This is a genomic window from Streptomyces sp. NPDC007991 (assembly GCF_042958445.1).
Taxonomy (GTDB): Bacteria; Actinomycetota; Actinomycetes; order Streptomycetales; family Streptomycetaceae; genus Streptomyces.
In genome coordinates this window covers 135472-158921 of record NZ_JBIBJD010000004.1, presented here as the reverse complement: position 1 = coordinate 158921, position 23450 = coordinate 135472, and the positions used below count along the sequence as shown (strand labels likewise).

Genomic DNA, 23450 nt, shown 5'->3' with positions numbered 1-23450 from the left:
TCGAGGCGTGACGTTCCCCGTTCATGATCTGTGAAAGCGGAATCCGAAATCGATCTACGGATTGCCAGTTGCAGTTCCTGTACCAGGGCATGGACCCCAACGCCGGCGGTGACTGCATCTCCCTGCCGTGGCGGATGGGGCTACTCACCCGGACCAACTCCGCCTGCTGACCGGAGATCCGGGCGAAGCCGGGGAGCGAGGCTTTCCAGGCGCCACGGCAGCGGCATGACGCTGACATGCTCGCTGCGCGAGCGATCTGGGAGGGGGCCGGCGCGGAGAGGGCAAGCTCCGCGCCGGCTCGGCCGGCTGCCGGCAGGCGGCCGGCGTCAACAGATCCTGCACAGCGCAGACGTGACCACACCGCCAACCGGGAAGGCACGACCATGCCCCACCCCCATCGCCGGCGCTACCTCGCCCGGGCGCTCGCCTGCATCCTGACCGCTCTCGGCGCGCTCGCGGTCGTCGAGCCCCAGAGCGCCTCGCCGGCCGCCGCCGACACCGCCCAGTTCCGCGGCGTCAACTGGGCCCGGCTCGGTGACAACTTCCACGGTGGGCCGCTGGTCCTGCACGGGTTGAGCGGCTCCGACAGCTACCAGACGGTCGTGGCGAAAGCCAACGCCATCTACACCGGCTTCGAGAACAACCTCGGCGCCAACACCGTTCGGCTCCCGATCAACACGTACACAGTCGGGACGAGCTGGTGGAGTTCGTACACGGGCGCCATAGACGCGGCCACCGCGAAGGGATTCAAGGTCGTCCTCTCCTACTGGGAGGACGGGGTGGCCGCCCGCGGCGGTCGCATCGTCGACCCGAGCGCCTTCGACACCATGTGGAACACCGTGCTTGCCCGGTACGGCACCAACAGCCTCGTCTACTTCGAGCCGATGAACGAACCGGCGGGACACAGCGCCGGCGAGTGGGCGAACGCGGTGAGCAACTGGATCAATGGCCACCCGTCGATTCCGCGGAACCGCATCTTCGTCAGCGGTGCCGGCCTGAACACCGACATCAAATCCATGTGCGCCGACCGCCGCCTCGACGGGACGTTCCTGTCGCTGCACCACTACACGTTCTTCAGCGGCGCGAAGACCTACGACCAGTGGGTGGCGTACCTGCGGAACGCGATCGGCTCCTGCGCCGGCCGCACTGTCGTCGACGAGTTCGGCGCGCCGATGGATACCGGGCTCAACTACCACGACGCCGGCAGCACTGACAACTTCGTGCGCTACTTCCGGGCCACCACCACGGTGCTCCGGGAACTGCGGATCGGCTCCGTCTACTGGCCCGGGCTGGGCGGGAAGATACGCGCCGGCCAGGGGGACGACTGGTATGCCATGCAGAAACTGCACGGCACCGGTACCAACCTCACGCTCAGCACCCCCAGCGCCAGCGGCCGCGAGCGACTCAGGTACGGCTGGGGCCTGGACGGCGACGTCCCCGCCCCGACGAGCTTGCTGCGCAACGTCGGCACCGGGCGCTGTCTGGACATCCCCGGCGGGACCGCGGCGAACCTCCAGGTCCAGGTGGACACCTGCGCCAACTCGGTCGGACAGCAGTGGACCTTGACGGCCGGCGGACAGATCACCGCACTCGGGGGCGAGAAGTGCCTGGATGCGTACAGCAGCGGGACGACGAACGGCACCGTGGTCGGCACGTGGGCGTGCAACGGCGGCGACAACCAGCGTTGGACGGCGGGCGCTGACGGCACCATCCGCAGCGTTCACTCCGGCCTCTGCCTCGACGTGAACACCGCCACCTTCAAGGTTCAGCTGTGGGCGTGCTGGGGCGGCGACAACCAGAGATGGCAGATCCAGAACACGGACGCGCGACGCGACGCCCGACGCGGCGGACACGGTGGACGGTGACCGCCGGCCGCGGCCGAGCCGATGGCAACGGCCTGCGGCTCGTCGGAGAGGACAGCGTACGGCCCTCGCCTTTCTCACCGGTGGTTTGTCATCACCAAAGTCAGTGACCTGCTCCAGTCCGTGAAGGGAGAACGACATGTCCGATGTGACACGCAGACGGTTTCTCGCCGCCGGGGCGGCGGCTGGAGCAGGGATCGTGCCCGGTGGGTGGACGGCCTTTGCCAAGGGCGGCTCGGCCGCCCCGCCGGAGGTTCTGGCCGCCGACGACCTCGCCCTGTGGTACGACAAGCCGGCCGGCGCGGACTGGCTGCGGGCACTGCCGATCGGCAACGGACGCCTCGGCACGATGGTGTTCGGAAACGTCGACACCGAACGGCTGCAGCTCAACGAGGACACCGTCTGGGCCGGCGGTCCGTACGACTCCGCCAACACCCGCGGCGCGGCCAACATCGCGGAGATCCGGCGGCGGGTCTTCGCGGATCAGTGGGGGCCGGCGCAGGACCTGATCAATCAGACGATGCTGGGCAGCCCGGCCGGACAGCTGGCCTACCAGCCGGTCGGAAACCTTCGGCTCTCCTTCGGCAGCGCCACCGGTGCGTCGCAGTACAACCGGACGCTCGACCTCACCACCGCCACGGCCATCACGACCTACGTGCTGAACGGCGTGCGGTACCAGCGCGAGGTGTTCGCCAGCGCACCCGACCAGGTGATCGTGGTCCGGCTGACGGCCGACCGGGCCAACTCCATCACCTTCACCGCCACATTCGACAGTCCACAACGGACCACGGTGTCCAGCCCGGACGGGGCCACGATCGCCCTCGACGGCATCTCCGCCACGATGGAGGGCATCGCCGGGCGGGTCCGGTTCCTCGCTCTGGCCAATGCCGCCGTGACCGGCGGCACGGTCAGCAGCTCGGGCGGCACGCTGCGGGTCTCCGGCGCCACCAGCGTGACGGTGCTGGTGTCGATCGGCTCCAGCTACGTCAACTTCCGGAAGGCCGACGGCGACTACCAGGGGATCGCGCGAAGCCGCCTCAACGCTGCCCGCGACGTCGGCATCGACGAACTGCGCAGTCGGCATCGCGCCGACTATCAGGCGCTGTTCAACCGGGTGTCGGTCGATCTGGGACGTACGGCGGCGGCCGACCAGCCGACCGACGTACGGATCGCACAGCACGCGCAAGTGAACGACCCGCAGTTCTCCGCCCTGTTGTTCCAGTTCGGCCGGTATCTGCTCATCTCGTCCTCGCGGCCGGGCACCCAGCCGGCGAACCTGCAGGGCATCTGGAACGACCAGATGGCACCGTCCTGGGACTCCAAGTTCACCATCAACGCCAACCTGCCGATGAACTACTGGCCCGCCGACACGACGAACCTGTCCGAATGCTTCCGCCCGGTCTTCGACATGATCAACGACCTGACCGTGACCGGCGCCCGGGTGGCCCAGGCGCAGTACGGCGCCGGCGGCTGGGTGACGCATCACAACACCGACGCGTGGCGGGGCGCCTCGGTCGTCGACGGAGCGCAGTGGGGGATGTGGCAGACCGGTGGCGCATGGCTGGCCACCCTGATCTGGGACCACTACCTGTTCACCGGTGACATCGACTTCCTCCGCTCGAACTATCCGGCCCTGAAGGGCGCCGCCCAGTTCTTCCTCGACACCCTGGTCGCCCACCCGACGCTCGGACACCTGGTCACCAACCCGTCGAACTCTCCGGAGCTCGCTCACCATGCGAACGCCACCGTCTGCGCGGGGCCCACCATGGACAATCAGATCCTGCGCGACCTCTTCAACAGCGTCGCCCGAGCCGGCGAAGTCCTCGGCGTGGACGCCACCTTCCGCGCTCAGGCGCTGGCGGCCCGGGACCGGCTGGCGCCGACGCGGGTCGGCTCCCGGGGCAATGTCCAGGAGTGGCTGGCCGACTGGGTGGAGACCGAGCGAACTCACCGGCACGTCTCCCACCTGTACGGTCTGCATCCGAGCAACCAGATCACCAAGCGCGGGACACCCCAGTTGCACGAGGCCGCGCGGCGGACGCTGGAGCTGCGCGGTGACGACGGGACGGGGTGGTCGCTCGCCTGGAAGATCAACTTCTGGGCGCGGTTGGAGGACGGCGCCCGGGCCCACAAGCTGATCCGGGACCTGGTGCGGACGGACCGGCTCGCGCCCAACATGTTCGACCTGCACCCACCCTTCCAGATCGACGGCAACTTCGGCGCCACCTCGGGCATCGCGGAGATGCTGTTGCAGAGCCACAACGGCGAACTGCACGTGCTGCCGGCGCTGCCGCCCGCCTGGCCCACCGGGCGCGTGAGCGGACTGCGCGGCCGCGGCGGACACACCGTCGGCGCCGAGTGGAGCAGCGACCGGATCGAGTTCGTCGTCACACCCGACCGAACCGGTGCCGTCCGGGTGCGCAGTCGGATCTTCGCCGGCGACTTCACGCTGCGGGACGAATCGAGCGGCGAGCCGGTCCAGCCGAAGCGGCTCGAGGCCGATCTCATCGAGTTCGCCGGCCAGGCCGGCCACATCTACCGCGCGTCCGCACTCAGGTCGGGTCCGGTGGAGGCCGGCGTGGCCTACCGGCTGGTGGCCCAGCACAGCGGTAAGGCCGCCGACATCAACGGTGCGTCCACGGCCGCCGGTGCGCGGCTGATCCAGTGGCAGATCACCGCCGGTCCCAACCAGCACTTCGAGTTCCTGCCCTCCGACGGCGGGCACTACAAGATCCGGCTCGGGCACAGTGGACTGTTCCTGCAGGTCGCCGGTAGCGGCAGCGGCGCCGACATCACCCAGCAGCCGGACACCGACACCACCGGCCAGCAGTGGCGGACAGTCGACCACGGCGGTGGCGTGATCAGTCTGGTCAACCGGCAGAGCGGCCTCGCCCTGGACGTGTGGGAGGCCTCCACCGCCGACGGAGCCCGCATCTCCCAGTGGGCAGCCACTGGCAGCGCCAACCAGCGATTCCAACTCCACCGCATCCAGCCCCAGGGCGAACTGCGGTCCCACCGACCAGTCAGAGCGATGTCACCGAGCAGCGAGGGAGTCGCATAATGTCGATCCACAGATGGTTGTTCGGGCGAGCCGTGTTAGCGGCATCGCTCGTTCTGGCCATGGCCGGCGTGGCAGGAGTCAGCGTCGCGGCCGACACGTCGCCCACCGCCGGGGCCACCCTTGCGGGGACCGCCGGATGCGGACGTGCCCCCACACTGACGAGCGGTACGCACACGATTCAAAGCAGCGGTAAGAGCCGCTCCTTCATCCTGAGCATCCCTGAGAACTACGACAACACCCGCCAATACCGACTGATCTTCGGATTCCACTGGTTGGGTGGCACCGCCGGGCAGGTCGCCGGCGGCGGAAGCGATGGCGATGTCTATGCCCACTACGGGCTCCGGCGACTGGCGAACAACAGCGCGATCTTCGTAGCTCCGCAGGGCCTCAACAACGGCTGGGGCAACTCCGGCGGCGAGGACGTGACCTTCGTCGACGACATGATCAGGCGTATCGACAACGATCTCTGTGTCGACACCACGCAGCGCTTCGCCCTCGGCTTCAGCTACGGCGGAGCCATGAGCTACGCACTCGCATGTGCCAGGCCGAACGTCTTCCGTGCCGTCGCCGCGATAGCCGCGCCCGGGGGGATCAGCGGATGCAGCGGGGGCACCCAGCCCTTCGCGTACATGGGAATCCACGGCATCAACGACAACATCGGCGCCGGCCGCGGACTGCGGGACAGGTTCGTCCGGAACAACGGCTGCACTCCCCAGAACCCGCCGGAGCCCGCGCCGGGCAGCCGTACCCACATCACCACCGCCTACTCGGGCTGCCGAGAGGGGTATCCGGTCGTTTGGGCCGCGTTCGACGGAGGTCACCAGCAAGGCCCCGTGGACGGGTGCGCCGGCTGTGAGAGCGGCGCCAGGAGCTGGGTCAAGCAAGAGGTCTGGAGCTTCTTCACGGGCGCTGACCCGAACCCGAATCCCCCGGACCCGACCACCTTCCGGCTGCGGAGCCAGTCCGCCGACCGATGCCTGGACGTCAGCGGTGCCAACTCGTCCAACGGCGCCCAGATGATCATCTGGGACTGCCACACCGGCACCAACCAGCAGTTCACCCAGACCGGACAGACCCTGCGGGTGATGGGCAGATGCCTGGACGTGCCGAGCAACGCCGCCCCCGGCGCCCGAGCACGGATCTGGGACTGCACCGGCGGCGCGAACCAGCAGTGGAACGTGAACACCGACGGAACCGTCAGTAACGTCCAGACCGGACTCTGCCTGGACGTCGACGGCGCCAGCACCGCCAATGGCGCTGCGGTGATCGTGTGGAGCTGCCACACCGGCGCCAACCAACGCTGGGCCCGAGGGTAAGCAGAGCTGTGGAGGCGGCCGCAGCAGTCGCGGCCGCCTTCATCTCCGGTCGGCCTGTGCGCGTGGAAGTGCGGGCAGTGAGCCTTCTCCCCAGACTGAAGCGATGTTCCTCACAATCATCGACTCCGACGCGTGCCCGTGTACAGTGAAGACCGCCCTTGACCTGCACAAAGCAGGCAGGGAGCCGTCTTCCAGGAGTCCAAAGTGCTGCGTACTCTGTTCAAGTCGAAGATCCACCGCGCCACCGTCACCCAGGCCGACCTGCACTACGTGGGATCGGTGACCATCGACGCCGATCTGCTCGACGCCGCCGACCTGCTGCCCGGCGAGCTCGTGCACATCGTGGACATCACCAACGGCGCCCGGCTGGAGACCTATGTCATCGAGGGCGAGCGTGGTTCCGGCGTCGTCGGGATCAACGGGGCCGCCGCCCATCTCGTCCACCCCGGCGATCTGGTGATCATCATCAGCTACGCCCAAGTGACGGACGCCGAGGCCCGGGCACTCACCCCCCGGGTCGTGCACGTGGACCGCGACAACAGGATCGTGGACCTCGGGGCCGACCCGTCCGAGCCGGTACCGGGCTCGGACCAGCAGCGCAGCCCGCAGGCCGTGCGGGCCTGACCGACGTACAGGGGACAGGAGCGTGTCGATATGAGGGACCTGGTGATCCGCGACGACCGGGAGGCGGGCCGTCTGGAGGCGGTGTCCGGCGGTGAAGTCGTCGGCCGTGTCGAGTACTTCGTCCTCGACAGCCCCGAACGCGCGCTCGTGCCCGTGCACACGATCGTCGAACCGGCCCACGAGGGCCAGGGCATCGCGGGTGCGCTGGCCCGGGAGCTCTACGGCGTCGCCGCCGGCGAGCACAGCGCCGTCGCCCCGCTCTGCCCCTACGTCGCCAGGTGGGCCGAACGCCACCCGGACGATGCCCCGCCGGCCGGCCAGGCCCTGCTGACGGCGGCGAAGCAGTGGCTGGCCGAACACCCCGGCCGCTTCTGAGCCGAGCCGGGGCACGCGGTGTCCGCCCCCGCCCCGCCCGTTACCTCCACCTGGCCCCTCCCCGTCCTGCGCGGGGGTGACTGGGGAAGGAGCCGACGGGTAGGCGGGGGAGTAGTCCAGAGCCGGAGTCGAGCGACTGGCTGGAGGACCTCATGACGAATCCGTACCCCGACCCCGTGCCTCCGGGGCCGACGCCGGGCCCCGAGCCCCAGCCCCCGGAGCCGCGCCCCGATCCGGTGCCGAACCCGCAGCCGCCGCCGGGCCCGGAGCCGACCCCGCCGCCTCCGGCCCCGACCCCGCCGCCGGGTCCGACGCCCCCGGGGCCGACCCCACCGGGTCCGACCCCGCCGGCACCCCCGGGCCCCGACCCGGTGCCGGGACCCGACCCGTCCCCGATCCCGCCGGGACCGGAACCCGTACCGAACCCCGAGCCGGGCCCGCCGCTGTCCTGACCGCGGCACAGCGGCACAGCGGCACGAGAACGGGGCCGGTGGACAGCCCTCGCGGCTGTCCACCGGCCCCGTTTCGTTGCCGTCTGCCTCCGTCCGTTTCCGTCAGCGCGGAGCGCCTACGCGGAGACCTCCGACCGGTCCCCGCCCCACAGCGTGTGGAACGACCCGTCCTGGTCCACCCTCCGGTAGGTGTGCGCACCGAAGTAGTCCCGCTGCCCCTGCGTCAGCGCCGCCGGCAGCCGCTCCGCGCGCAGGGCGTCGTAGTAGGCGAGCGCCGCCGCGAAACCGGGCGTCGGCACGCCCTGGCGGGTGGCCGCGACCAGCACCTCGCGCCAGTCGTCCTGAGCGTCCGCGATCTCCTGCGCGAACGTCGCGTCCGACAGCAGGCTCGGCAGATCCGGCCGGGTGTCGTAGGCGGAGCGGATCCGGTCCAGGAAGGCCGCGCGGATGATGCAGCCGCCACGCCACAGCGCGGACACCGCACCGAGGTCGATGTCCCAGCCGTACTCGTCGCGCGCCGCGTCGATCTCGTGGAAGCCCTGCGTGTACGACACGATCTTCGACGCGTACAGCGCCTGCTCCACCCGGTCGGCGAAGGCCCGGGCCTCCGCCTCGCCGAGCGGCTTCGCCTTCGGGCCGGCCAGCCCCCGCGAGGCCTCGCGCAACTCAGCGTGCCCGGACAGCGAGCGCGCGAAGACCGCTTCGGCGATGCCGGACACCGGCACCCCCAGGTCGAGCGCGATCTGCACGGTCCAGCGGCCGGTGCCCTTCTGCTCGGCCTGGTCCACCACCACGTCCACGAACGGCTTGCCCGTCTGCGCGTCCACGTGCGACAGCACCTCGGCCGTGATCTCGATCAGGTACGAGTCGAGGCGGCCCTGGTTCCAGGTGCGGAAGATCTCCGCGATCTGGGCGGGGGAGTACCCGGCGACATCGCGCAGCAGTTGGTACGCCTCGCCGATGAGCTGCATGTCCGCGTACTCGATGCCGTTGTGCACCATCTTCACGAAGTGCCCGGCACCGTCCGGACCGACGTGCGAGACGCACGGCGAACCGTCGGCCGCCTTCGCCGAGATCTTCTCCAGCATCGGGCCCAGCGAGTCGTAGGACTCCTTCGGGCCGCCGGGCATGATGCTCGGGCCGTTGAGCGCGCCCTCCTCACCGCCGGACACGCCCATGCCGACGAAGTGGATGCCCTGCTCGCGCAGGTCGCGCTCCCGGCGCCGGGTGTCCGCGAAGTGGGCGTTGCCGCCGTCGATGATCATGTCGCCGGGCTCCAGCAGCGGGGCGAACTCCTGAATCACCGCGTCCGTCGGCTCACCGGCCTTCACCATCACGACCAGCCGCCGCGGCCGCTCCAGCGCGGCCACGAACTCCTTGGCGGTCTCACACGCCACGAACTCCCCCTCCCCGCCGAACTCCTCGACCAGGGCGCGCGTGCGCGAGGGCGTCCGGTTGTGCACCGCCACCGTGTAGCCGTTGCGGGCGAAGTTGCGGGCGAGGTTGCGGCCCATGACCGCGAGACCCGTGACGCCGATCTGCGCTGTACTGCTCATTCGGTTGGCTCCTAAAGACCTCGGTATCGGTGCTGCGGATGGTGTCCACCAGCGTGTGCACCAGCATGCCCCGTCGACCATCCTGACGTGCCGCTACTCCGTCCGCACGCGCGGGTCGTACGACGTCGCGCAGGCAGATACGCACAAGAGTCCCCGTCGCACTCACCCGATGTACGCGTCCCCGCGCGCGCCGCACCCGCGCACGGGGTGACGTACACGGTGCGCCGCCGTGGCGCACGACGCGCAACAGGGGCCTCATCCCGGCCATTTGGGCAACCGGGCGGCCGATAGCCGCCTTGTCCTGGCCGGTTCGCAGCGCTTACTTTTGCCCCTCCTGACGCATGTCTAGGGGGGCTTTCGATGGCCGTACGCGGCCGGCATCGCCGGTATCAGCCGAACAGGATCAACCGCGCCTCACTCACCGTCACGGCGGGCGGCGCGGGCATGGCTCTCCCGTTCATGGGTGCCGGCACCGCCCAGGCGGCGGACGTGGACACCTGGAACAAGGTCGCCGCCTGCGAGTCGAGCAACGACTGGAACATCAACACCGGCAACGGGTTCTACGGCGGGCTCCAGTTCACCCAGTCCACCTGGGAGGCGTACGGCGGCCGGGCCTACGCGGCGCGCGCGGACCTGGCCTCCAAGCACCAGCAGATCGCCGTCGCCGAGAAGGTGCTCGACGGGCAGGGGCCGGGCGCCTGGCCGGTGTGCTCCGCCCGGGCCGGACTGACCCGGGGCGGAGCCGAGCCCGACATCCGGCCGGCCGCCGAGAGCACGCGCAAGAGCGAGAAGGCAGACCGGAAGAGCAGGGCCAAGACGTCCATCGAGGACGTGCGGCCGCAGTCCACGCCGCAGTCCCGGGCGGGCAGCGCCGAGATGTACACGGTGGTGCGGGGCGACACGCTCTCCGGCATCGCGGAGGAACGGGACGTGCGGGGCGGCTGGCGGGGTCTGTACGCCGCCAACCGCTCTGCCATAGGGGGCGATCCCGACCTGATCGTGCCCGGCCAGCGGCTCGCGCTGCGCGGCGAGGGCGCCACGAAGACGCGTCCCGCGCCCGAGCGGGTTCCGGCCCCGTCGGCCAAGCCGTCGACGAAGAAGCCGTCATCGAAATCCCCGGACCGCGCCAGGGAACGGTCCAAGGAGGAGAGCAAGGAGCGCGCCGCACGGTCCACGACCACCCGGCACGGCCTGGTCGCCCCCGTCAGCGCCTCCCTGGGGACGCCCTACCGCAAGGCGGGCCCGTCCTGGTCGAAGGGCTACCACACCGGCGTCGACTTCCCCGTGCCCACGGGCACGTCCGTCAAGTCCGTCGCCTCGGGCAGCGTCGTCAGCGCGGGGTGGGGCGGTTCGTTCGGCTACCAGGTCGTCATCCGGCACGGCGACGGCCGCTACAGCCAGTACGCCCACCTGTCGGCGATCTCGGTGCGGGACGGGCAGACGGTGAGCGCGGGCCAGCGCATCGGCCGCTCCGGCTCCACCGGGAACAGCTCGGGCCCGCATCTGCACTTCGAGGTGCGGACGGGGCCCGGGTTCGGCTCGGACGTCGACCCTGTCGCCTACCTGAGGGCCGGCGGCGTCAGGATCTGATACGTGTGCGGTGCCGGTCCACCGTGGGCATCGGCACGTACGGTATGCCGTAACAGGCGGCGTAGGAGAGCGGGCGATCCCCGGAGGACACCGACGGTTCCCCGCTCTCGTACGCGACGTCCGGTCCGACGTCGTGTCCCTCGGCGACGGCCACGGCAGGCACCGCCACGGGCACGTCCCCTGACGGCCCCCGGCCGGCTCCGGCGCCCATCGCCCCGGACAGCGCATCCACGGCGACCGGCGACGCGCCCGGGGTCCCGGGCAGTTCCGCACGCACGGCAAGGGGCGACGCGCCCACGGTCCCGGACAGCGACGCGCCCACGGGTGCGTGCGGCAGCCCGCCCATGCCCTCGGTCGGCGACACGTCCACCGCCTCGGCCGGCGACACGTCCACCGCCTCGGCCGGCGACACGTCCACCGTCGCGGTCGGCGACGCCTCCACCGTCCCGGTCAGCTCGCCACCGCCTCCGGCCGGTCCGCCCACGACCCCGGTCAAGGCACCCCCGCGCCCGGGCCCGGCGCCCATGGCCTCCGTCAAGGCGTCCACACGCCCGGACTCGGCGCCCACGGCCCCGGTCAAGGCGCCTACAGTTCCCGACTCGGCGCCCACACGCCCGGACTCGGCGCCCACGGCCCCGGTCAACGCACCCACGCGCGCGGACTCCGCCCCCACCGTTTCCAGCTCCAGCAGACTCCGCAAGCCGCCGCCCGATGCCCCGGCCGGCCCGGGCACCAGCCCCATCGCCCCGAGCCTCGTGTCCGCCGAAACCAGCCCGGTCCCGGTGACCTCCCCGGCGACCTGCCCTGCGACCTCCGACCCGGCGCTCCCCGCGCGCTCCGGCTGGGTCTGGGTGAGCCGCTCCGTCGTCAGCAGGATCAGGCCGCCCGCCGCCACCACGCCGCAGCTCAGGGCGAGTGCCGTGCCCGTCGTGCCGTAGCGGAAGGTTTCGCCGAACATCGTGATGCCGACGGCGGCCGCCACCACCGGGTTCACGACCGTCAGCGTGGCCAGCGGGGCCGCGAGACCGGCACCCCGGTAGGAGGCCTGCGACAGCAGCATGCCGGCCGTCGCCAGGACGCCGATCACGGCGAGGGACGGCACGTCCGCCGCCGACACGCCGCCGGTCCAGTCGACCGCGACGGTCTTGGTGAAGACCGAGGACATGCCGAAGGCGATACCCGAGGCCGTCGCCAGCAGCATGCTGCGGACCGCCGGGTGCCGGTGCGCGGCCCGGCCGGCGATCATCAGCGCCACGACCACACCCGCCGTGACCACGGCCACGGCCACCCGCTCCGCCGCGTCCAGCGACCGCGCGTCGGCCGCGGCGACCAGGGACAGCAGACCCGCGAGCCCCACCGTCGCCATGATCGCGCCCCGCCACGCCGTGGCACCGGCCTTGCGGCCGACGAACAGCGCCGCCATCGGGAGGGCGACCACGATGGTCAGCGCGCCGAGCGGCTGCACCAGACTGAGCGGGCCGTACGCCAGCGCCACCACGTGCAGCAGACCGCCGAGTCCGTTCAGCGCGACCGCCGCCCACCAGCCTGGCCGCCGCAGCGGCGCGTACTGCTCGTCCGGCGAGGACTCCGCCACCCGCTCCTGCACGATCGCCCCGCCCGCGTAGGCGAACGCGGACACCAGCGACAGCAGGACGGACAACGCGAGGGCGCTCATCGGCTGCTCCTCTGCGTCAGGCGGGGGCGCTCGGCCCGGCGCGGCGAAAGGTCGGCTTTCATGACCAACACCCTGCCGTGTCCGGGTCTTCCCGTCGTCGTCCCTGAGCACTCATTGGGTCCTACTGCCGATGGAGTACGGGGGGACGCCCGTCATCCCCTGGGTGGGCGACCTTGGCCGGGGCCACCGGGTGGCATCCCTTAGGGGGCTTGGTGCAACTGCTTTGGTACTACTGCTCTTCGTGGACCTCGACCCCGGCCTTGCCGCGCTCCGCCCGCTCGGCGGCTACTTCGTGCTGCGCACAGCGGAAGCGGCGGCGGGGCCTCTTCCCACTCTCGCACAGGCCTACGCCGCCGCGTCACCGGATGTGTACGGAAATCCCCTGATTTTCCGTGTCGATAAAGTCGCCCATGCCCTGCGGGCCCCGGAGGTGCGCGTCGCGGCGTCCGTGGCCCACCTCGGACTCGCGGCCCGCCTCTGGTCCGTGGCACTCGGCTGCGCCGCGCTCTACGGCCGTGTCCCCGACCTCGACGCCCGGCTGCTGCACTGGGACGCCGGCGCCGCCGCCCCCGACGACCTGTGGCTGTCGGACGTACGACCCCTGCCCGGACACGCCCTGGCGGACGTCGTCCTGCACGGCCACCTCGAACCCCTCTCGGCCGCCCTGCGCGCCCACTACCGGCTCGCCCCGGGCCTGCTGCGCGGCAACGCCGCCTCCGCGCTGGCGGGCGCCGCCCGGGAACTCGACCGCTGGGCCCGGCGGCACGGCCGTACGGACACCGCCGCCCGGGCCCGTTCCCTGACCGCCGAACTCCTCGCCCACCCCCTGCTGACCGGCTCCGGAACCCTCACCGGCACGGCCTTCCGGCGCCGCAGCTGCTGTCTGTACTACCGCGTGCCCGTCGGGGGCCTGTGTGGTGACTGTTGCTTCACACGGCCGCCTCGCTCTTCCCCACACGCCCCATCTGGGTGACCATGAAAGGGAACGGCCGCTGAGAGCAGGGAGTTGCGGGTGCGCGTCGGACTGCTGACCCGGGAGTACCCGCCGGATGTGTACGGCGGTGCAGGTGTCCATGTGGAGTTCCTCGCCCGGGAGCTGAGACCACTGGTCGACCTCGACGTGCACTGCTGGGGCGAGGGGCGCGCCGACGGCGTGCTGCGCCACCGCCCCTGGTCCACGCTCGACGGGGCCAACGACGCGCTGCGCACCTTCTCCGTCGACCTGGCCATGGCCGCCGCCCTCGAAGGCCGCGAACTGGTCCACACCCACACCTGGTACGCCAACCTCGGCGGCCACCTCGCCAAGATGCTTTACGGCATCCCGCACGTGATGACCGCCCACTCCCTGGAGCCCCTGCGCCCCTGGAAGGCCGAGCAGCTCGGCGGCGGCTACGAGCTGTCGAGCTGGGCCGAGCGCACCGCGATCGAGGCCGCCGACGCGGTGATCGCCGTGTCCGGGGCCATGCGCGAGGACATCCTCGGCTGCTATCCGGCCCTGGACCCGGACAGGGTCCACGTCGTGCACAACGGCATCGACACGAGCCTGTACCGGCCCGACCACGGCACGGACGCCCTGGAGCGCGTCGGCCTCGACCGCTCCCGTCCGTACGTGCTGTTCGTCGGCCGCATCACCCGCCAGAAGGGCGTGCCCCACTTGCTGCGCGCGGTGCGCGACATCGACCCGGCCGCCCAGGTCGTGCTGTGCGCGGGCGCGCCGGACACGCCGGAGATCGACCAGGAGTTCCGCGAGCTGTTCGGGGAGCTGAGCCGGGTCCGCGACGGTGTCTTCTGGATCCCGAAGATGCTGCCGCGGCCCGAGGTGATCCAGCTCCTCACGCACGCCGCCCTGTTCGTCTGCCCCTCGGTGTACGAGCCGCTCGGCATCGTGAACCTGGAGGCGATGGCCTGCGGCACGCCCGTGGTGGCCTCGGCGGTGGGAGGCATCCCCGAGGTCGTGGACGACGGCAGGACGGGGCTGCTCGTCCCGGCCGGCGACGGCTTCGAGGCGGGACTCGCCCGGGCCATGGACTCCGTCCTGGGCGACCCGGAGGCCGCCCGGCGGATGGGCGAGGCCGGGCGGGAACGCGCGGTCGGAGAGTTCGGCTGGGACGCGGTGGCCCGCCGCACGGTCCGGCTCTACGAGGAGATCCTGAAACAGGCTTAGTCCGAGCTGCTCAGGGGCAGGCATCGGGAAATCTGCGTGAGGGGAGCGGCCATGCGTCGTGGTGGTCCTTCGGTCCTGGGAATCGTGCTGGCGGGCGGAGAGGGCAAGCGTCTGATGCCCCTGACCGCGGACCGGGCGAAACCCGCGGTGACCTTCGGCGGTACCTACCGCCTGGTCGACTTCGTCCTGTCCAACCTGGTCAACGCCGACGTGCTGCGCATCTGCGTGCTCACGCAGTACAAGTCGCACTCGCTGGACCGGCACATCACCACCACCTGGCGGATGTCCAGCCTGCTCGGCAACTACGTCACCCCCGTGCCCGCCCAGCAGCGCCTGGGCCCGCGCTGGTACCTGGGCAGCGCCGACGCGATCCTGCAGTCGCTGAACCTGATCTACGACGAGCGCCCCGAGTACGTGGCCGTCTTCGGCGCCGACCACGTCTACCGCATGGACCCCCGCCAGATGCTCACCCAGCACATCGACAGCGGCGCGGGCGTCACGGTGGCCGGGATCCGGGTGCCGCGCACCGAGTCCTCGGCGTTCGGCGTGATCACCCCGGGCTCGGACGGCCAGACGGTGGAGCGCTTCCTGGAGAAGCCGACGGACCCGCCCGGCCTGGCCGACGACCCCGAGGCGGTCTTCGCCTCCATGGGCAACTACATCTTCACCACGAAGGCCCTCATCGAGGCGCTCCAGCGGGACGCGGAGGACGAGCACTCCGTGCACGACATGGGCGGCTCGATCCTGCCCCAGCTCACCGACCGGGGCGAGGCCGCGCTGTACGACTTCAGCGCCAACCACGTGCCCGGCGAGACCACCCGCGACCAGGGCTACTGGCGGGACGTCGGCACGCTGGACGCCTACTACGAAGCCCACATGGACCTGATCGCCGAGCGCCCGGCCTTCAACCTGTACAACCGCAGCTGGCCCATCTACACGCACTCGTACCAGCTCTCGCCGGCCCGCTTCAACGCCGGGGGCATCGCCAGCGAGTCCATCATCAGCGCCGGCTGCCTCATCCGCGGGCAGGTCACGCGCTCCGTGCTGTCGCCGGGTGTGGTGGTCGACCCGGGGGCCGTCGTGCAGGGGTCGGTGCTGCACGACAACGTGCACATCGGCCGGGGCGCGGTGGTGCGCGGCGCCGTGCTGGACAAGAACGTCGAGGTGCCGCCGGGCGCGACGATCGGCGTCAACCCGGAGCGCGACGCGGAGCTGTACACGGTCTCCAAGGGCGGCGTCATCGCCCTCGGGAAGGGGCAGCAGGTCACCTGACGCGCAGCGCCCGGGGAACTTTGTCCTGCCTCTGGACGAAGAACGGAATCCGTGATGTTGTCATGCCAATCCTGTCCATGACAATGTTGTTATGGAGGTTCCGTGCGTACCGGACGCCTCAGAGCCCGACTGGCGTTACTGCCCGCCGCGCTCCTCGCCCTCACCGGCCTGACCGCGGCACCCGCCCTCGCGGACGACCCGGCCGAGATCCACGGCCTCAAGGGCGAGTACTACACGCACTCCGCCCCCGGCGCCTTCGACTTCCACACCCTCAAGGCGACGACCTTCGACCAGGACCTCGACTTCGGCAACCTGGAGCCGCGCCTGACCTTCACCACCGGACAGTCCGACGACGTCAGCGTCCGCTGGACGGGAAAGATCGTCCCGGACAGGACCGGGCCGCACACCTTCTCGATCACCGCCGACAACGGCTTCCGCCTGTGGGTCGACGGGCAGCTCGCCATCGACCACTGGATCGACGACTGGGACCGCGAGCAGACCGCCCGGCCCGTCGACCTGACCGCCGGCAAGCCCTACGACATCAAGGTCGAGTACTTCGAGCACTACGGCGGCTCCAACCTCCACCTCCGCTGGACGCGGCCCGGCGGCGGCAAGGAGCCCGTCCCGCAGTCTGCGTTCCGCCTCCCCGACGGCTTCGACTACGACGGCGCCCTCGCGGCCACGGTCCAGTCCACCGGCCGCACCCTCAAGCTCGACTTCGCGCAGCCCCTGGCCACACCGCCCGGGGGTTTCACCGACCACCTCAAGGCGGTGATCGGCGGCGCCGCATGGCCCCTGGGCGCGGCACGGCCGGACCCGTCCGACCCCACCTCCCTCCTGGTGTCCCTGGGCGAACCGGTCGTCGGCAACAAGTCCGGCACGGCCCGCGGCGTCGCCGACGTGCGCTACGACGGCCGGGGCGGCCTCACCGACGCCGACGGCAACGTTGTCAAGGAGTTCTGGACCAGCGGTCCGAACCGCTCGACGTACCAACTGCGCACCCGCTGGGCCGACGAGGTCGGACCCGGCAACGCCCTCCCGGAGTACCCGCGCCCGCAGCTCACCCGGGACGCCTGGCAGAACCTCAACGGCCGCTGGCAGTTCGCCGCCGCCGAGCCGGGCGAGCAGCCGCCCGCCGGCAGGACCCTGAAGGAGCGCATCCTCGTCCCGTACCCGGTGGAGTCCCAGCTCTCCGGCATCGAACGGCACGAGGACCGCATGTGGTACCGCCGCACCTTCACGGTCCCGCCCGACTGGCACATCGGCTCCGGCAAGCGGCTCCAGCTGAACTTCGGCGCCGTCGACTGGCGCTCGGAGGTGTACGTCAACGGCATCAAGGTGGCCACGCACGAGGGCGGCTACGACAAGTTCGGCGCCGACATCACCGACGCGCTCAAGCCCGGCCGCACCCAGGAGCTCATCGTCGGCGTCCACGATCCCACCGACGCGGCCTCCGGCGAGAACCCGCCGCTCGGCAAGCAGCGCCTGGATCCCAGCGGCATCTGGTACACGCCGTCCTCCGGCATCTGGCAGACGGTGTGGATGGAGCCGGTGGCCCGCGACCACGTGGACTCCCTGAAGCTCACCCCTGACGTGGCCGGCGAGAAGCTGACCGTTCAGGCCCGGGGCGTGCGGGACGGCGTACCGATCACGGCGACGGCGTACGACGGCCGGCGCAAGGTGGCCACGGCGAGCGGCCGCACCGGCAGCCCTCTGACGCTCACGATCGACGACCCGCACCTGTGGTCACCCGACGACCCGTTCCTGTACGGCCTGAAGGTGAAGGTCGGTGCCGACCGGGTCGGCGGCTACTTCGGGATGCGCTCCATCGCCGTGGAGAAGGTGAACGGCGTCCCGCGCACGGTCCTCAACGGCGAGCCCGTCTTCATGATGGCCACGCTCGACCAGGGCTTCTGGCCCGACGGCCTGCACACCGCACCCACCGACGAGGCCCTCGCCCACGACCTGAAGGCGCACAAGCGGCTCGGCTTCAACTCCGTCCGCAAGCACATCAAGGTCGAGCCGGACCGCTGGTTCTACTGGGCCGACCGGCTCGGACTGCTGGTGTGGCAGGACATGCCCGCGATGACGGCCGGGGTGAACCCGAGCGCCACCTCCCGCGCCCGCTACGAGCGCGAACTGAAGGAGATGATCGACGAGCACGTCAGCAGCCCGTCGGTCGTCATGTGGGTGACGTTCAACGAGGGCTGGGGCCAGTACGACGTGGGCCGGATAGCCGAGCAGGCCAAGGCGTGGGACCCCACCCGGCTGGTCAACGGCCAGTCCGGGCTGAACCTCGGAGCCGACGGTGGCACCGGCGACATCATGGACGAGCACGGCTATCCGAGCCCGGCCCTGCCGCCCCGCCCCGACGGCGAGCGCGCCCTGGTCAGCGGCGAGTACGGCGGCCTGGGCCTCGCGGTGCCCGGCCACGCCTGGCCGGTGCAGCAGTCGTACGTCGACGTCGACCCGGCCACCTACACGGACGACTACCTGTCGAAACTGGACGAGGTCCGGGCGCTGGCGTGCCGGGGCGGCAACGGGGCCGTCTACACCCAGATCACGGACGTCGAGGGCGAGCTGAACGGCTTCCTCACGTACGACCGGGCCGTGCTGAAACCGGACACGGCCCGGCTGAAGGCGGCTCACCAGGCGCTGATCCATGACGCCTCCCGGGTGACTCCCACGGGGTGCCCGGCGCCGTAACCTGTGGTGAACTGACCACACATGCACCATAAGTCCCGCCCCTCTCATCGGGGCGGGACTTAATCTGCTGTTAACTGTACGTAGCCTGATCGTACTTGACCGTAATCGGCTGGGAGCGATTGACTGCTGGCCCACCCGTCGTCGACGCGAGGCAAGCCCTTGACTGCTGACCTGCTCGCTCCTCTCGACCTGGCGTTCTGGAACATCGAGTCCGCGGACCACCCGATGCACCTCGGCGCGCTCGGGATCTTCTCGGCCCACTCGCCCGCCGCCGGCGCCCACGCGGCCGACCTGCTCGCGGCCCGCGCCGCCGGCGTGCCCGGACTGCGGATGCGGATCCGCGACGTGTGGCAGCCGCGGCCCTCCGCGCTGCGCCGGCCCCTCGCCTTCGGCGGCGCGGCCCGCGAACCCGACCCGGACTTCGACGCCCTGAACCATGTGCGGCTGCACGCCCCGGCCGCCGACTTCCACGAGGTCGCGGGCCGGCTCATGGGACGTCCGCTGGAGCGTGGCCGGCCGCCGTGGGAGGCCCATGTGCTGCCCGGCGAGGACGGGGTCTCCTTCGCGGTGCTGTTCAAGTTCCACCACGCCCTGGCCGACGGGCTGCGGGCACTGACCCTCGCCGCCGGCGTCATGGACCCGATCGACATGCCCGCGCCCCGGCCCCGCCCCGCCGGGCCCCCGCGCGGTCTGCTGCCGGACGTGCGCGAGCTGCCCGGGATGGTGCGCGGCGCCCTGTCCGACGTGGGCCGCGCCCTGGACATCGGCGCCTCCGTCGCCCGCTCCTCCCTCGACGTGCGCTCCACGCCCGCCCTCACCTGCGAGCCGAGCGGCACCCGCCGCACCGCCGGCGTGCTGCTCGACCTCGACGACGTGCACCGCGTCCGCAAGACCGTCGGCGGCACCGTCAACGACGTCCTGATCGCGGTCGTCGCGGGCGCGCTGCGCCGCTGGCTCGACGAGCGCGGCGACGGCAGCGAGGACGTCGCGCCCCGCGCCCTGATCCCCGTCTCCAAGCGCCGCCCGCGCACGGCGTACCCGCAGGGCAACCGGCTCTCCGGGTACCTGATACGGCTTCCGGTGGACGACCCGGACCCGCTGGCCCGCCTCGCCTCGGTCCGCACCGCCATGGACCGCAACAAGGACGCCGGCCCCAACCGGGGCGCGGGCGCCGTCGCCCTGCTCGCCGACCACGTCCCGGCCCTGGCCCACCGGCTGGGCGGACCCCTGGTCGGCCAGGCGGCCCGGCTCTGGTTCGACATCCTGGTCACCAGCGTGCCCCTGCCCAGCCTCGGCCTGAAGCTGGGCGGCAACCCGCTCACCGCCGTGTTCCCCTTCGCCCCGCTGGCCCCCGGCCACTCCGTGGCGGTGGCGGTCTCGACGTACCGGGGGAGCGTCCACTACGGGCTCGTCGCCGACGGCCGTGCCGTGCCGGACCTCGACCGGCTCGCGGCGGCCGTCTCGGAGGAGGTGCGCACGCTGATCATCGCCTGCCGGTCCTGAATCGGGCAGTTTGGCGGTGGGGCCCGCCGCTCGCGTAAAATCCGCCCTTCGAAAGCGGGCGCGACCGGCGCGCCACCACGGCAGAGCAGGGAACGACAGCGGCGATGACGGTGACAGAAGACGGTCCGCAGGCCATGGACGAGGCGAGCGGGCCCTCGTACGGACCCGGCATCGACCCGGAGCGGCTGGCCGTCTGCCTCAGCGTGCTCGAGGAGCTCGACAAGCTGGAGATCGACCACCCGGACGCCGTCGCCGTGCGCCGGGCCACCGCGGGTGTCTACCGCCAGGTCAAGCAGCGCCGCCGCCAGGAGCGCCGGGCCGCCAAGACCGCCCACGACAAGGCGGTCACGGAGGCCACGGCGACCGGCTCCGCCCAGCGCATCGACGACGAGACCGAGGGCCTGCTGCCCTCCTCGCGCACCGAGGAGGGCAGGATCGCGGGGATACTCCAGCGCCCCCGCTCCTGCTACACCTGCAAGACCCGGTACGTGGAAGTCGACTACTTCTACCACCAGCTCTGTCCGGACTGCGCCGCCGTGAACCGCTCCAAGCGCGACGTGCGCGCCGACCTCTCCGGCAAGCGCGCCCTGCTCACCGGCGGCCGCGCCAAGATCGGCATGTACATCGCGCTCAGGCTGCTGCGCGACGGCGCGCACACCACGATCACCACGCGCTTCCCCAAGGACGCCATCCGCCGCTTCAAGGCGATGGACGACTCCGCGGACTGGATCCACCGCCTGGAGGTCGTCGGCATCGACCTGCGCGACCCGGCCCAGGCCGTGGCCCTCGCGGAGCAGGTCGCCGAGGCGGGCCCGCTCGACATCCTCGTCAACAACGCGACCCAGACCGTCCGCCGCCTGCCCTCCGCCTACGCCGCGCTGGTCGAGGGCGAGAGCGCCCCGCTGCCCGCAGGTGAGCTGCCCGCCCACCACGTCATCGGCGCCTTCAACTCCGGCGCGGTCGACGGCCTCGCCGCGCTGCCGCTGGGCACCAGCGGCCTCGACGCCCAGCAGGTCGCCGACATCGCCCTGGTCGCGGGCAACGCCAGCGTCGAGCGGCACCTCGACGGCACGGCGATCGACGCGGGCGGGCTGGTGCCCGACGTCGTCGACTCCAACACCTGGGTGCAGACCATCGAGCAGATCTCACCGGTGGAGCTGCTGGAGACCCAGCTGTGCAACTACACGGCGCCGTTCATCCTGATCAGCCGGCTCCGCCCGGTCATGGCCGAGGCCGCGAAGAAGGCGGCGAGCGGACGTGCGTACGTCGTGAACGTCTCGGCGATGGAGGGCGTGTTCGGCCGCGGCTACAAGGGCGCGGGGCATCCGAACACGAACGCCGCGAAGGCCGCGATGAACATGGTGACGCGGACCAGTGCGCAGGAGATGTTCCAGACCGACGGGATCCTGATGACGTCGGTCGACACGGGGTGGATCACGGACGAGCGGCCGCACTACGACAAGCTGCGGCTCGCGGAGGCCGGGTTCCACGCGCCGCTGGACCTCGTCGACGGGGCGGCTCGGGTCTACGACCCGATCGTCCGGGGTGAGGCCGGGGAGGATCTGTACGGGGTGTTCCTGAAGGATTACGCGCCGGGCAAGTGGTAGGGCTTCCCGGTCGGCGTCCGGAAACCGCCGATGCGGCCCTCCACCGTTCGAGTGATATGCAAAACGCAGTTCAGCCGGGCAAACCGGTGCGTAAACCCGAGCTGAACACGGGATGACGCGCGATCGTTACCGCTTGTTTTCAGCCCCATCGAGCGGGGGGCCGCTCATTTGGTTAACCTGAGGCGGACGGACAGCAGGACGGGACCCACACCCACGGTCCGTCATGGGACCAGCCGGTTCACCACGGCCTGCGCTCCCGCGAGTTACCGACGCCACCGCGTCCGAACTGCATTTGGCATCAGACCCGAGCGGGCGTCAGGCGCGGAGCAGGATGGCGCAGCGTCCCGAGGGTGACCGACACATAAGGAGTGCGCGGTGACACCGGAGAAGACGAATCGCGAGCAACGCCCCAAGGAACGCACCGAGCGCAAGGGCCGCCGGTCCGACGAGCTCGGCAGCCTCGACGTGTGGGCCCGGTCGGCCCCCATCCGCCTTGCGGGCTACGAGGAGGACCTCGCCGAGCCTCACATCCTGCCCAGCGTCGACTGACCGGGGCGCCACCCCTCGCGCGTTCGACGGTCGGCATGGGCGTGCCAGACTCACGCCCATGCTGATCAGGGAAGCAGCCGCCGACGACTGGCCGCGCATCTGGCCGTTCTGGCACCGCATCGTCGCCGCGGGCGAGACCTACGCATGGGACCCGGGCACCTCCGAGGAGGAGGCCCGGGTCCTGTGGATGAATCCGGCGAAACGCGTCTACGTCGTCGAGGACGACAGCGGCAGCGTCGTCGCCTCCGCGTACCTCACCCCCAACTACGGCGGGCCCGCCGCCCGGATCGCCAACGCCGGCTTCATGGTCGACCCGGACCAGGGCGGCCGGGGCTACGGCCGTGCCCTCGCCGACCACCTCATGACCGAGGCCAGGGCCGCCGGCTACCGCGGCATGGTGTTCAACGCCGTCGTCGAGACCAACCCGGCCGTGAAGCTGTGGACCTCCCTCGGCTTCACGATCCTCGGTACGGTGCCCGGCGCGTTCGAGCATCCCCGGCACGGCCTGGTGGGACTGCACATCATGTACCGGGCGCTTTGATCCGGGTGACCGTCAGGGACGGACGTACGGTCGCGTCATGATCTCCATGTTGTGGCCGTCCGGGTCGGCGAAGTAGGCGCCCCGGCCGCCGAAGAGGCCGTTGACCCGGCCGGGTTCGGTGTGGCTCGGGTCGGCGTAATAGGTGACCCCCAGCGCCTCCAGCCGGGCGATCATGGTGTCGAACTGCTCCTCGGGCACGAGGAACGCGTAGTGCTGCCCCTGGATCGGCTCGTCGCTCTTCTCGTAGTAGTCGAGGGTCACGCCGTTGCCCAGGTCGACGGGCAGGAACGGCCCGAAGGGGGCGCCGACCTCCAGGCCCAGGACCGTCGCCAGGAACTCCGCGGACAGGCGGCGGTCCGAGGCGTAGACGGCGGTGTGATCGAGGCGGGCGACGGTGGCCGGCGATTCGGGTGCGTGCGGTGCGTGGGACATGGGTGTGGACCTCTCCGGTCTCGGGATCCTTGGTGAGGCGCCGCGCCGGCGCCGGCAGATGAGGAAACACGGAGACGGGAGGCGGGGCTCGTGCCCTGTCCGGCTCCCGGCGGGGCCCGCGCGGGGTCGCCCCCGCCGCGCTCACTCCGAGGCCGGGCGCCTCAC

At 71.3% G+C, this 23450-nt stretch carries 16 protein-coding genes and 2 pseudogenes; 15 read left to right on the top strand and 3 right to left on the bottom strand.

Annotated features, from left to right (window positions below):
* Positions 1 to 62 precede the first annotated feature (62 nt).
* From ACFZDA_RS12390 to ACFZDA_RS12365, 6 genes and pseudogenes are all read left to right on the top strand, one after another.
* Positions 63 to 170: pseudogene (locus ACFZDA_RS12390) on the top strand (glycoside hydrolase); the annotation flags it as partial.
* A 213-nt stretch (positions 171 to 383) separates the two neighbouring features.
* On the top strand, positions 384 to 1865 hold the full coding sequence (locus tag ACFZDA_RS12385; RefSeq protein WP_391078939.1) for an RICIN domain-containing protein: 1482 nt from the start codon (positions 384 to 386) through the stop codon (positions 1863 to 1865).
* A 136-nt stretch (positions 1866 to 2001) separates the two neighbouring features.
* Positions 2002 to 4923, top strand: a complete 2922-nt coding sequence (locus ACFZDA_RS12380; RefSeq protein ID WP_391078937.1) for a glycoside hydrolase N-terminal domain-containing protein — start codon at positions 2002 to 2004, stop codon at positions 4921 to 4923.
* Positions 4923 to 6239, top strand: coding sequence for an RICIN domain-containing protein (locus tag ACFZDA_RS12375; RefSeq protein ID WP_391078934.1), 1317 nt, complete (start codon positions 4923 to 4925; stop codon positions 6237 to 6239). Before ACFZDA_RS12380 ends, ACFZDA_RS12375 begins: the two co-directional genes overlap by 1 nt.
* 204 nt (positions 6240 to 6443) lie before the next feature.
* Positions 6444 to 6863 (top strand): aspartate 1-decarboxylase, encoded by a 420-nt coding sequence (gene panD, locus ACFZDA_RS12370; protein WP_193508397.1) that lies wholly within the window; start codon positions 6444 to 6446, stop codon positions 6861 to 6863.
* Between the two features lie 30 nt (positions 6864 to 6893).
* Positions 6894 to 7238, top strand: coding sequence for a GNAT family N-acetyltransferase (locus ACFZDA_RS12365; protein ID WP_391078929.1), 345 nt, complete (start codon positions 6894 to 6896; stop codon positions 7236 to 7238).
* 568 nt (positions 7239 to 7806) lie between these two features.
* Here ACFZDA_RS12365 and gndA read toward each other — a convergent pair.
* A complete protein-coding gene (gene gndA / locus ACFZDA_RS12360) occupies positions 7807 to 9246 on the bottom strand; it encodes an NADP-dependent phosphogluconate dehydrogenase (protein WP_391078926.1) in 1440 nt (479 codons plus the stop codon).
* A gap of 360 nt (positions 9247 to 9606) precedes the next feature.
* Here gndA and ACFZDA_RS12355 point away from each other — a divergent pair, with 360 nt between their 5' ends.
* The gene (locus ACFZDA_RS12355) at positions 9607 to 10836 is read left to right on the top strand and encodes a transglycosylase family protein (protein WP_391078923.1); all 1230 of its coding nucleotides are present in this window, start codon (positions 9607 to 9609) and stop codon (positions 10834 to 10836) included.
* A gap of 852 nt (positions 10837 to 11688) precedes the next feature.
* Here ACFZDA_RS12355 and ACFZDA_RS12350 read toward each other — a convergent pair.
* Positions 11689 to 12511 (bottom strand): annotated as a pseudogene (locus ACFZDA_RS12350) (DMT family transporter); the annotation flags it as partial.
* Positions 12512 to 12752: 241 nt separating this feature from the next.
* Here ACFZDA_RS12350 and ACFZDA_RS12345 point away from each other — a divergent pair.
* The 8 genes from ACFZDA_RS12345 (at position 12753) to ACFZDA_RS12310 (ending at position 22853) form a co-directional block, all read left to right on the top strand.
* Complete coding sequence (locus ACFZDA_RS12345; RefSeq protein WP_391078921.1) at positions 12753 to 13484, top strand: (2Fe-2S)-binding protein; 732 nt, start codon at positions 12753 to 12755, stop codon at positions 13482 to 13484.
* Positions 13485 to 13523: 39 nt separating this feature from the next.
* On the top strand, positions 13524 to 14675 hold the full coding sequence (glgA, locus tag ACFZDA_RS12340; RefSeq protein WP_391078918.1) for a glycogen synthase: 1152 nt from the start codon (positions 13524 to 13526) through the stop codon (positions 14673 to 14675).
* A 51-nt stretch (positions 14676 to 14726) separates the two neighbouring features.
* Positions 14727 to 15947: a glucose-1-phosphate adenylyltransferase gene (gene glgC / locus ACFZDA_RS12335; protein ID WP_391078916.1), complete on the top strand. Its 1221-nt coding sequence runs from the start codon at positions 14727 to 14729 to the stop codon at positions 15945 to 15947.
* Between the two features lie 102 nt (positions 15948 to 16049).
* Positions 16050 to 18653, top strand: coding sequence for a PA14 domain-containing protein (locus ACFZDA_RS12330; protein WP_391078914.1), 2604 nt, complete (start codon positions 16050 to 16052; stop codon positions 18651 to 18653).
* Positions 18654 to 18812: 159 nt separating this feature from the next.
* Positions 18813 to 20156: a wax ester/triacylglycerol synthase family O-acyltransferase gene (locus ACFZDA_RS12325; protein WP_391078912.1), complete on the top strand. Its 1344-nt coding sequence runs from the start codon at positions 18813 to 18815 to the stop codon at positions 20154 to 20156.
* Positions 20157 to 20260: 104 nt separating this feature from the next.
* A complete protein-coding gene (locus ACFZDA_RS12320; protein ID WP_391078909.1) occupies positions 20261 to 21763 on the top strand; it encodes an SDR family NAD(P)-dependent oxidoreductase in 1503 nt (500 codons plus the stop codon).
* Positions 21764 to 22138: 375 nt separating this feature from the next.
* Positions 22139 to 22312: a hypothetical protein gene (locus tag ACFZDA_RS12315; RefSeq protein ID WP_010037330.1), complete on the top strand. Its 174-nt coding sequence runs from the start codon at positions 22139 to 22141 to the stop codon at positions 22310 to 22312.
* 58 nt (positions 22313 to 22370) lie between these two features.
* The gene (locus tag ACFZDA_RS12310) at positions 22371 to 22853 is read left to right on the top strand and encodes a GNAT family N-acetyltransferase (RefSeq protein ID WP_391078905.1); all 483 of its coding nucleotides are present in this window, start codon (positions 22371 to 22373) and stop codon (positions 22851 to 22853) included.
* A gap of 12 nt (positions 22854 to 22865) precedes the next feature.
* Here ACFZDA_RS12310 and ACFZDA_RS12305 read toward each other — a convergent pair whose 3' ends face one another.
* Positions 22866 to 23285 (bottom strand): VOC family protein, encoded by a 420-nt coding sequence (locus ACFZDA_RS12305; protein WP_391078901.1) that lies wholly within the window; start codon positions 23283 to 23285, stop codon positions 22866 to 22868.
* Positions 23286 to 23450 lie beyond the last annotated feature (165 nt).

Excerpts from the sequence above, each read along its gene's own strand:
- ACFZDA_RS12385 (WP_391078939.1), top strand. The coding sequence starts at position 384 with ATGCCCCACCCCCATCGCCGGCGCTACCTCGCCCGGGCGCTCGCCTGC.
- ACFZDA_RS12380 (WP_391078937.1), top strand. The coding sequence starts at position 2,002 with ATGTCCGATGTGACACGCAGACGGTTTCTCGCCGCCGGGGCGGCGGCT.
- ACFZDA_RS12375 (WP_391078934.1), top strand. The coding sequence starts at position 4,923 with ATGTCGATCCACAGATGGTTGTTCGGGCGAGCCGTGTTAGCGGCATCG.
- ACFZDA_RS12365 (WP_391078929.1), top strand. The coding sequence starts at position 6,894 with ATGAGGGACCTGGTGATCCGCGACGACCGGGAGGCGGGCCGTCTGGAG.
- gndA (WP_391078926.1), bottom strand. The coding sequence starts at position 9,246 with ATGAGCAGTACAGCGCAGATCGGCGTCACGGGTCTCGCGGTCATGGGC.
- ACFZDA_RS12355 (WP_391078923.1), top strand. The coding sequence starts at position 9,607 with ATGGCCGTACGCGGCCGGCATCGCCGGTATCAGCCGAACAGGATCAAC.
- glgC (WP_391078916.1), top strand. The coding sequence starts at position 14,727 with ATGCGTCGTGGTGGTCCTTCGGTCCTGGGAATCGTGCTGGCGGGCGGA.
- ACFZDA_RS12320 (WP_391078909.1), top strand. The coding sequence starts at position 20,261 with ATGACGGTGACAGAAGACGGTCCGCAGGCCATGGACGAGGCGAGCGGG.
- ACFZDA_RS12310 (WP_391078905.1), top strand. The coding sequence starts at position 22,371 with ATGCTGATCAGGGAAGCAGCCGCCGACGACTGGCCGCGCATCTGGCCG.
- ACFZDA_RS12305 (WP_391078901.1), bottom strand. The coding sequence starts at position 23,285 with ATGTCCCACGCACCGCACGCACCCGAATCGCCGGCCACCGTCGCCCGC.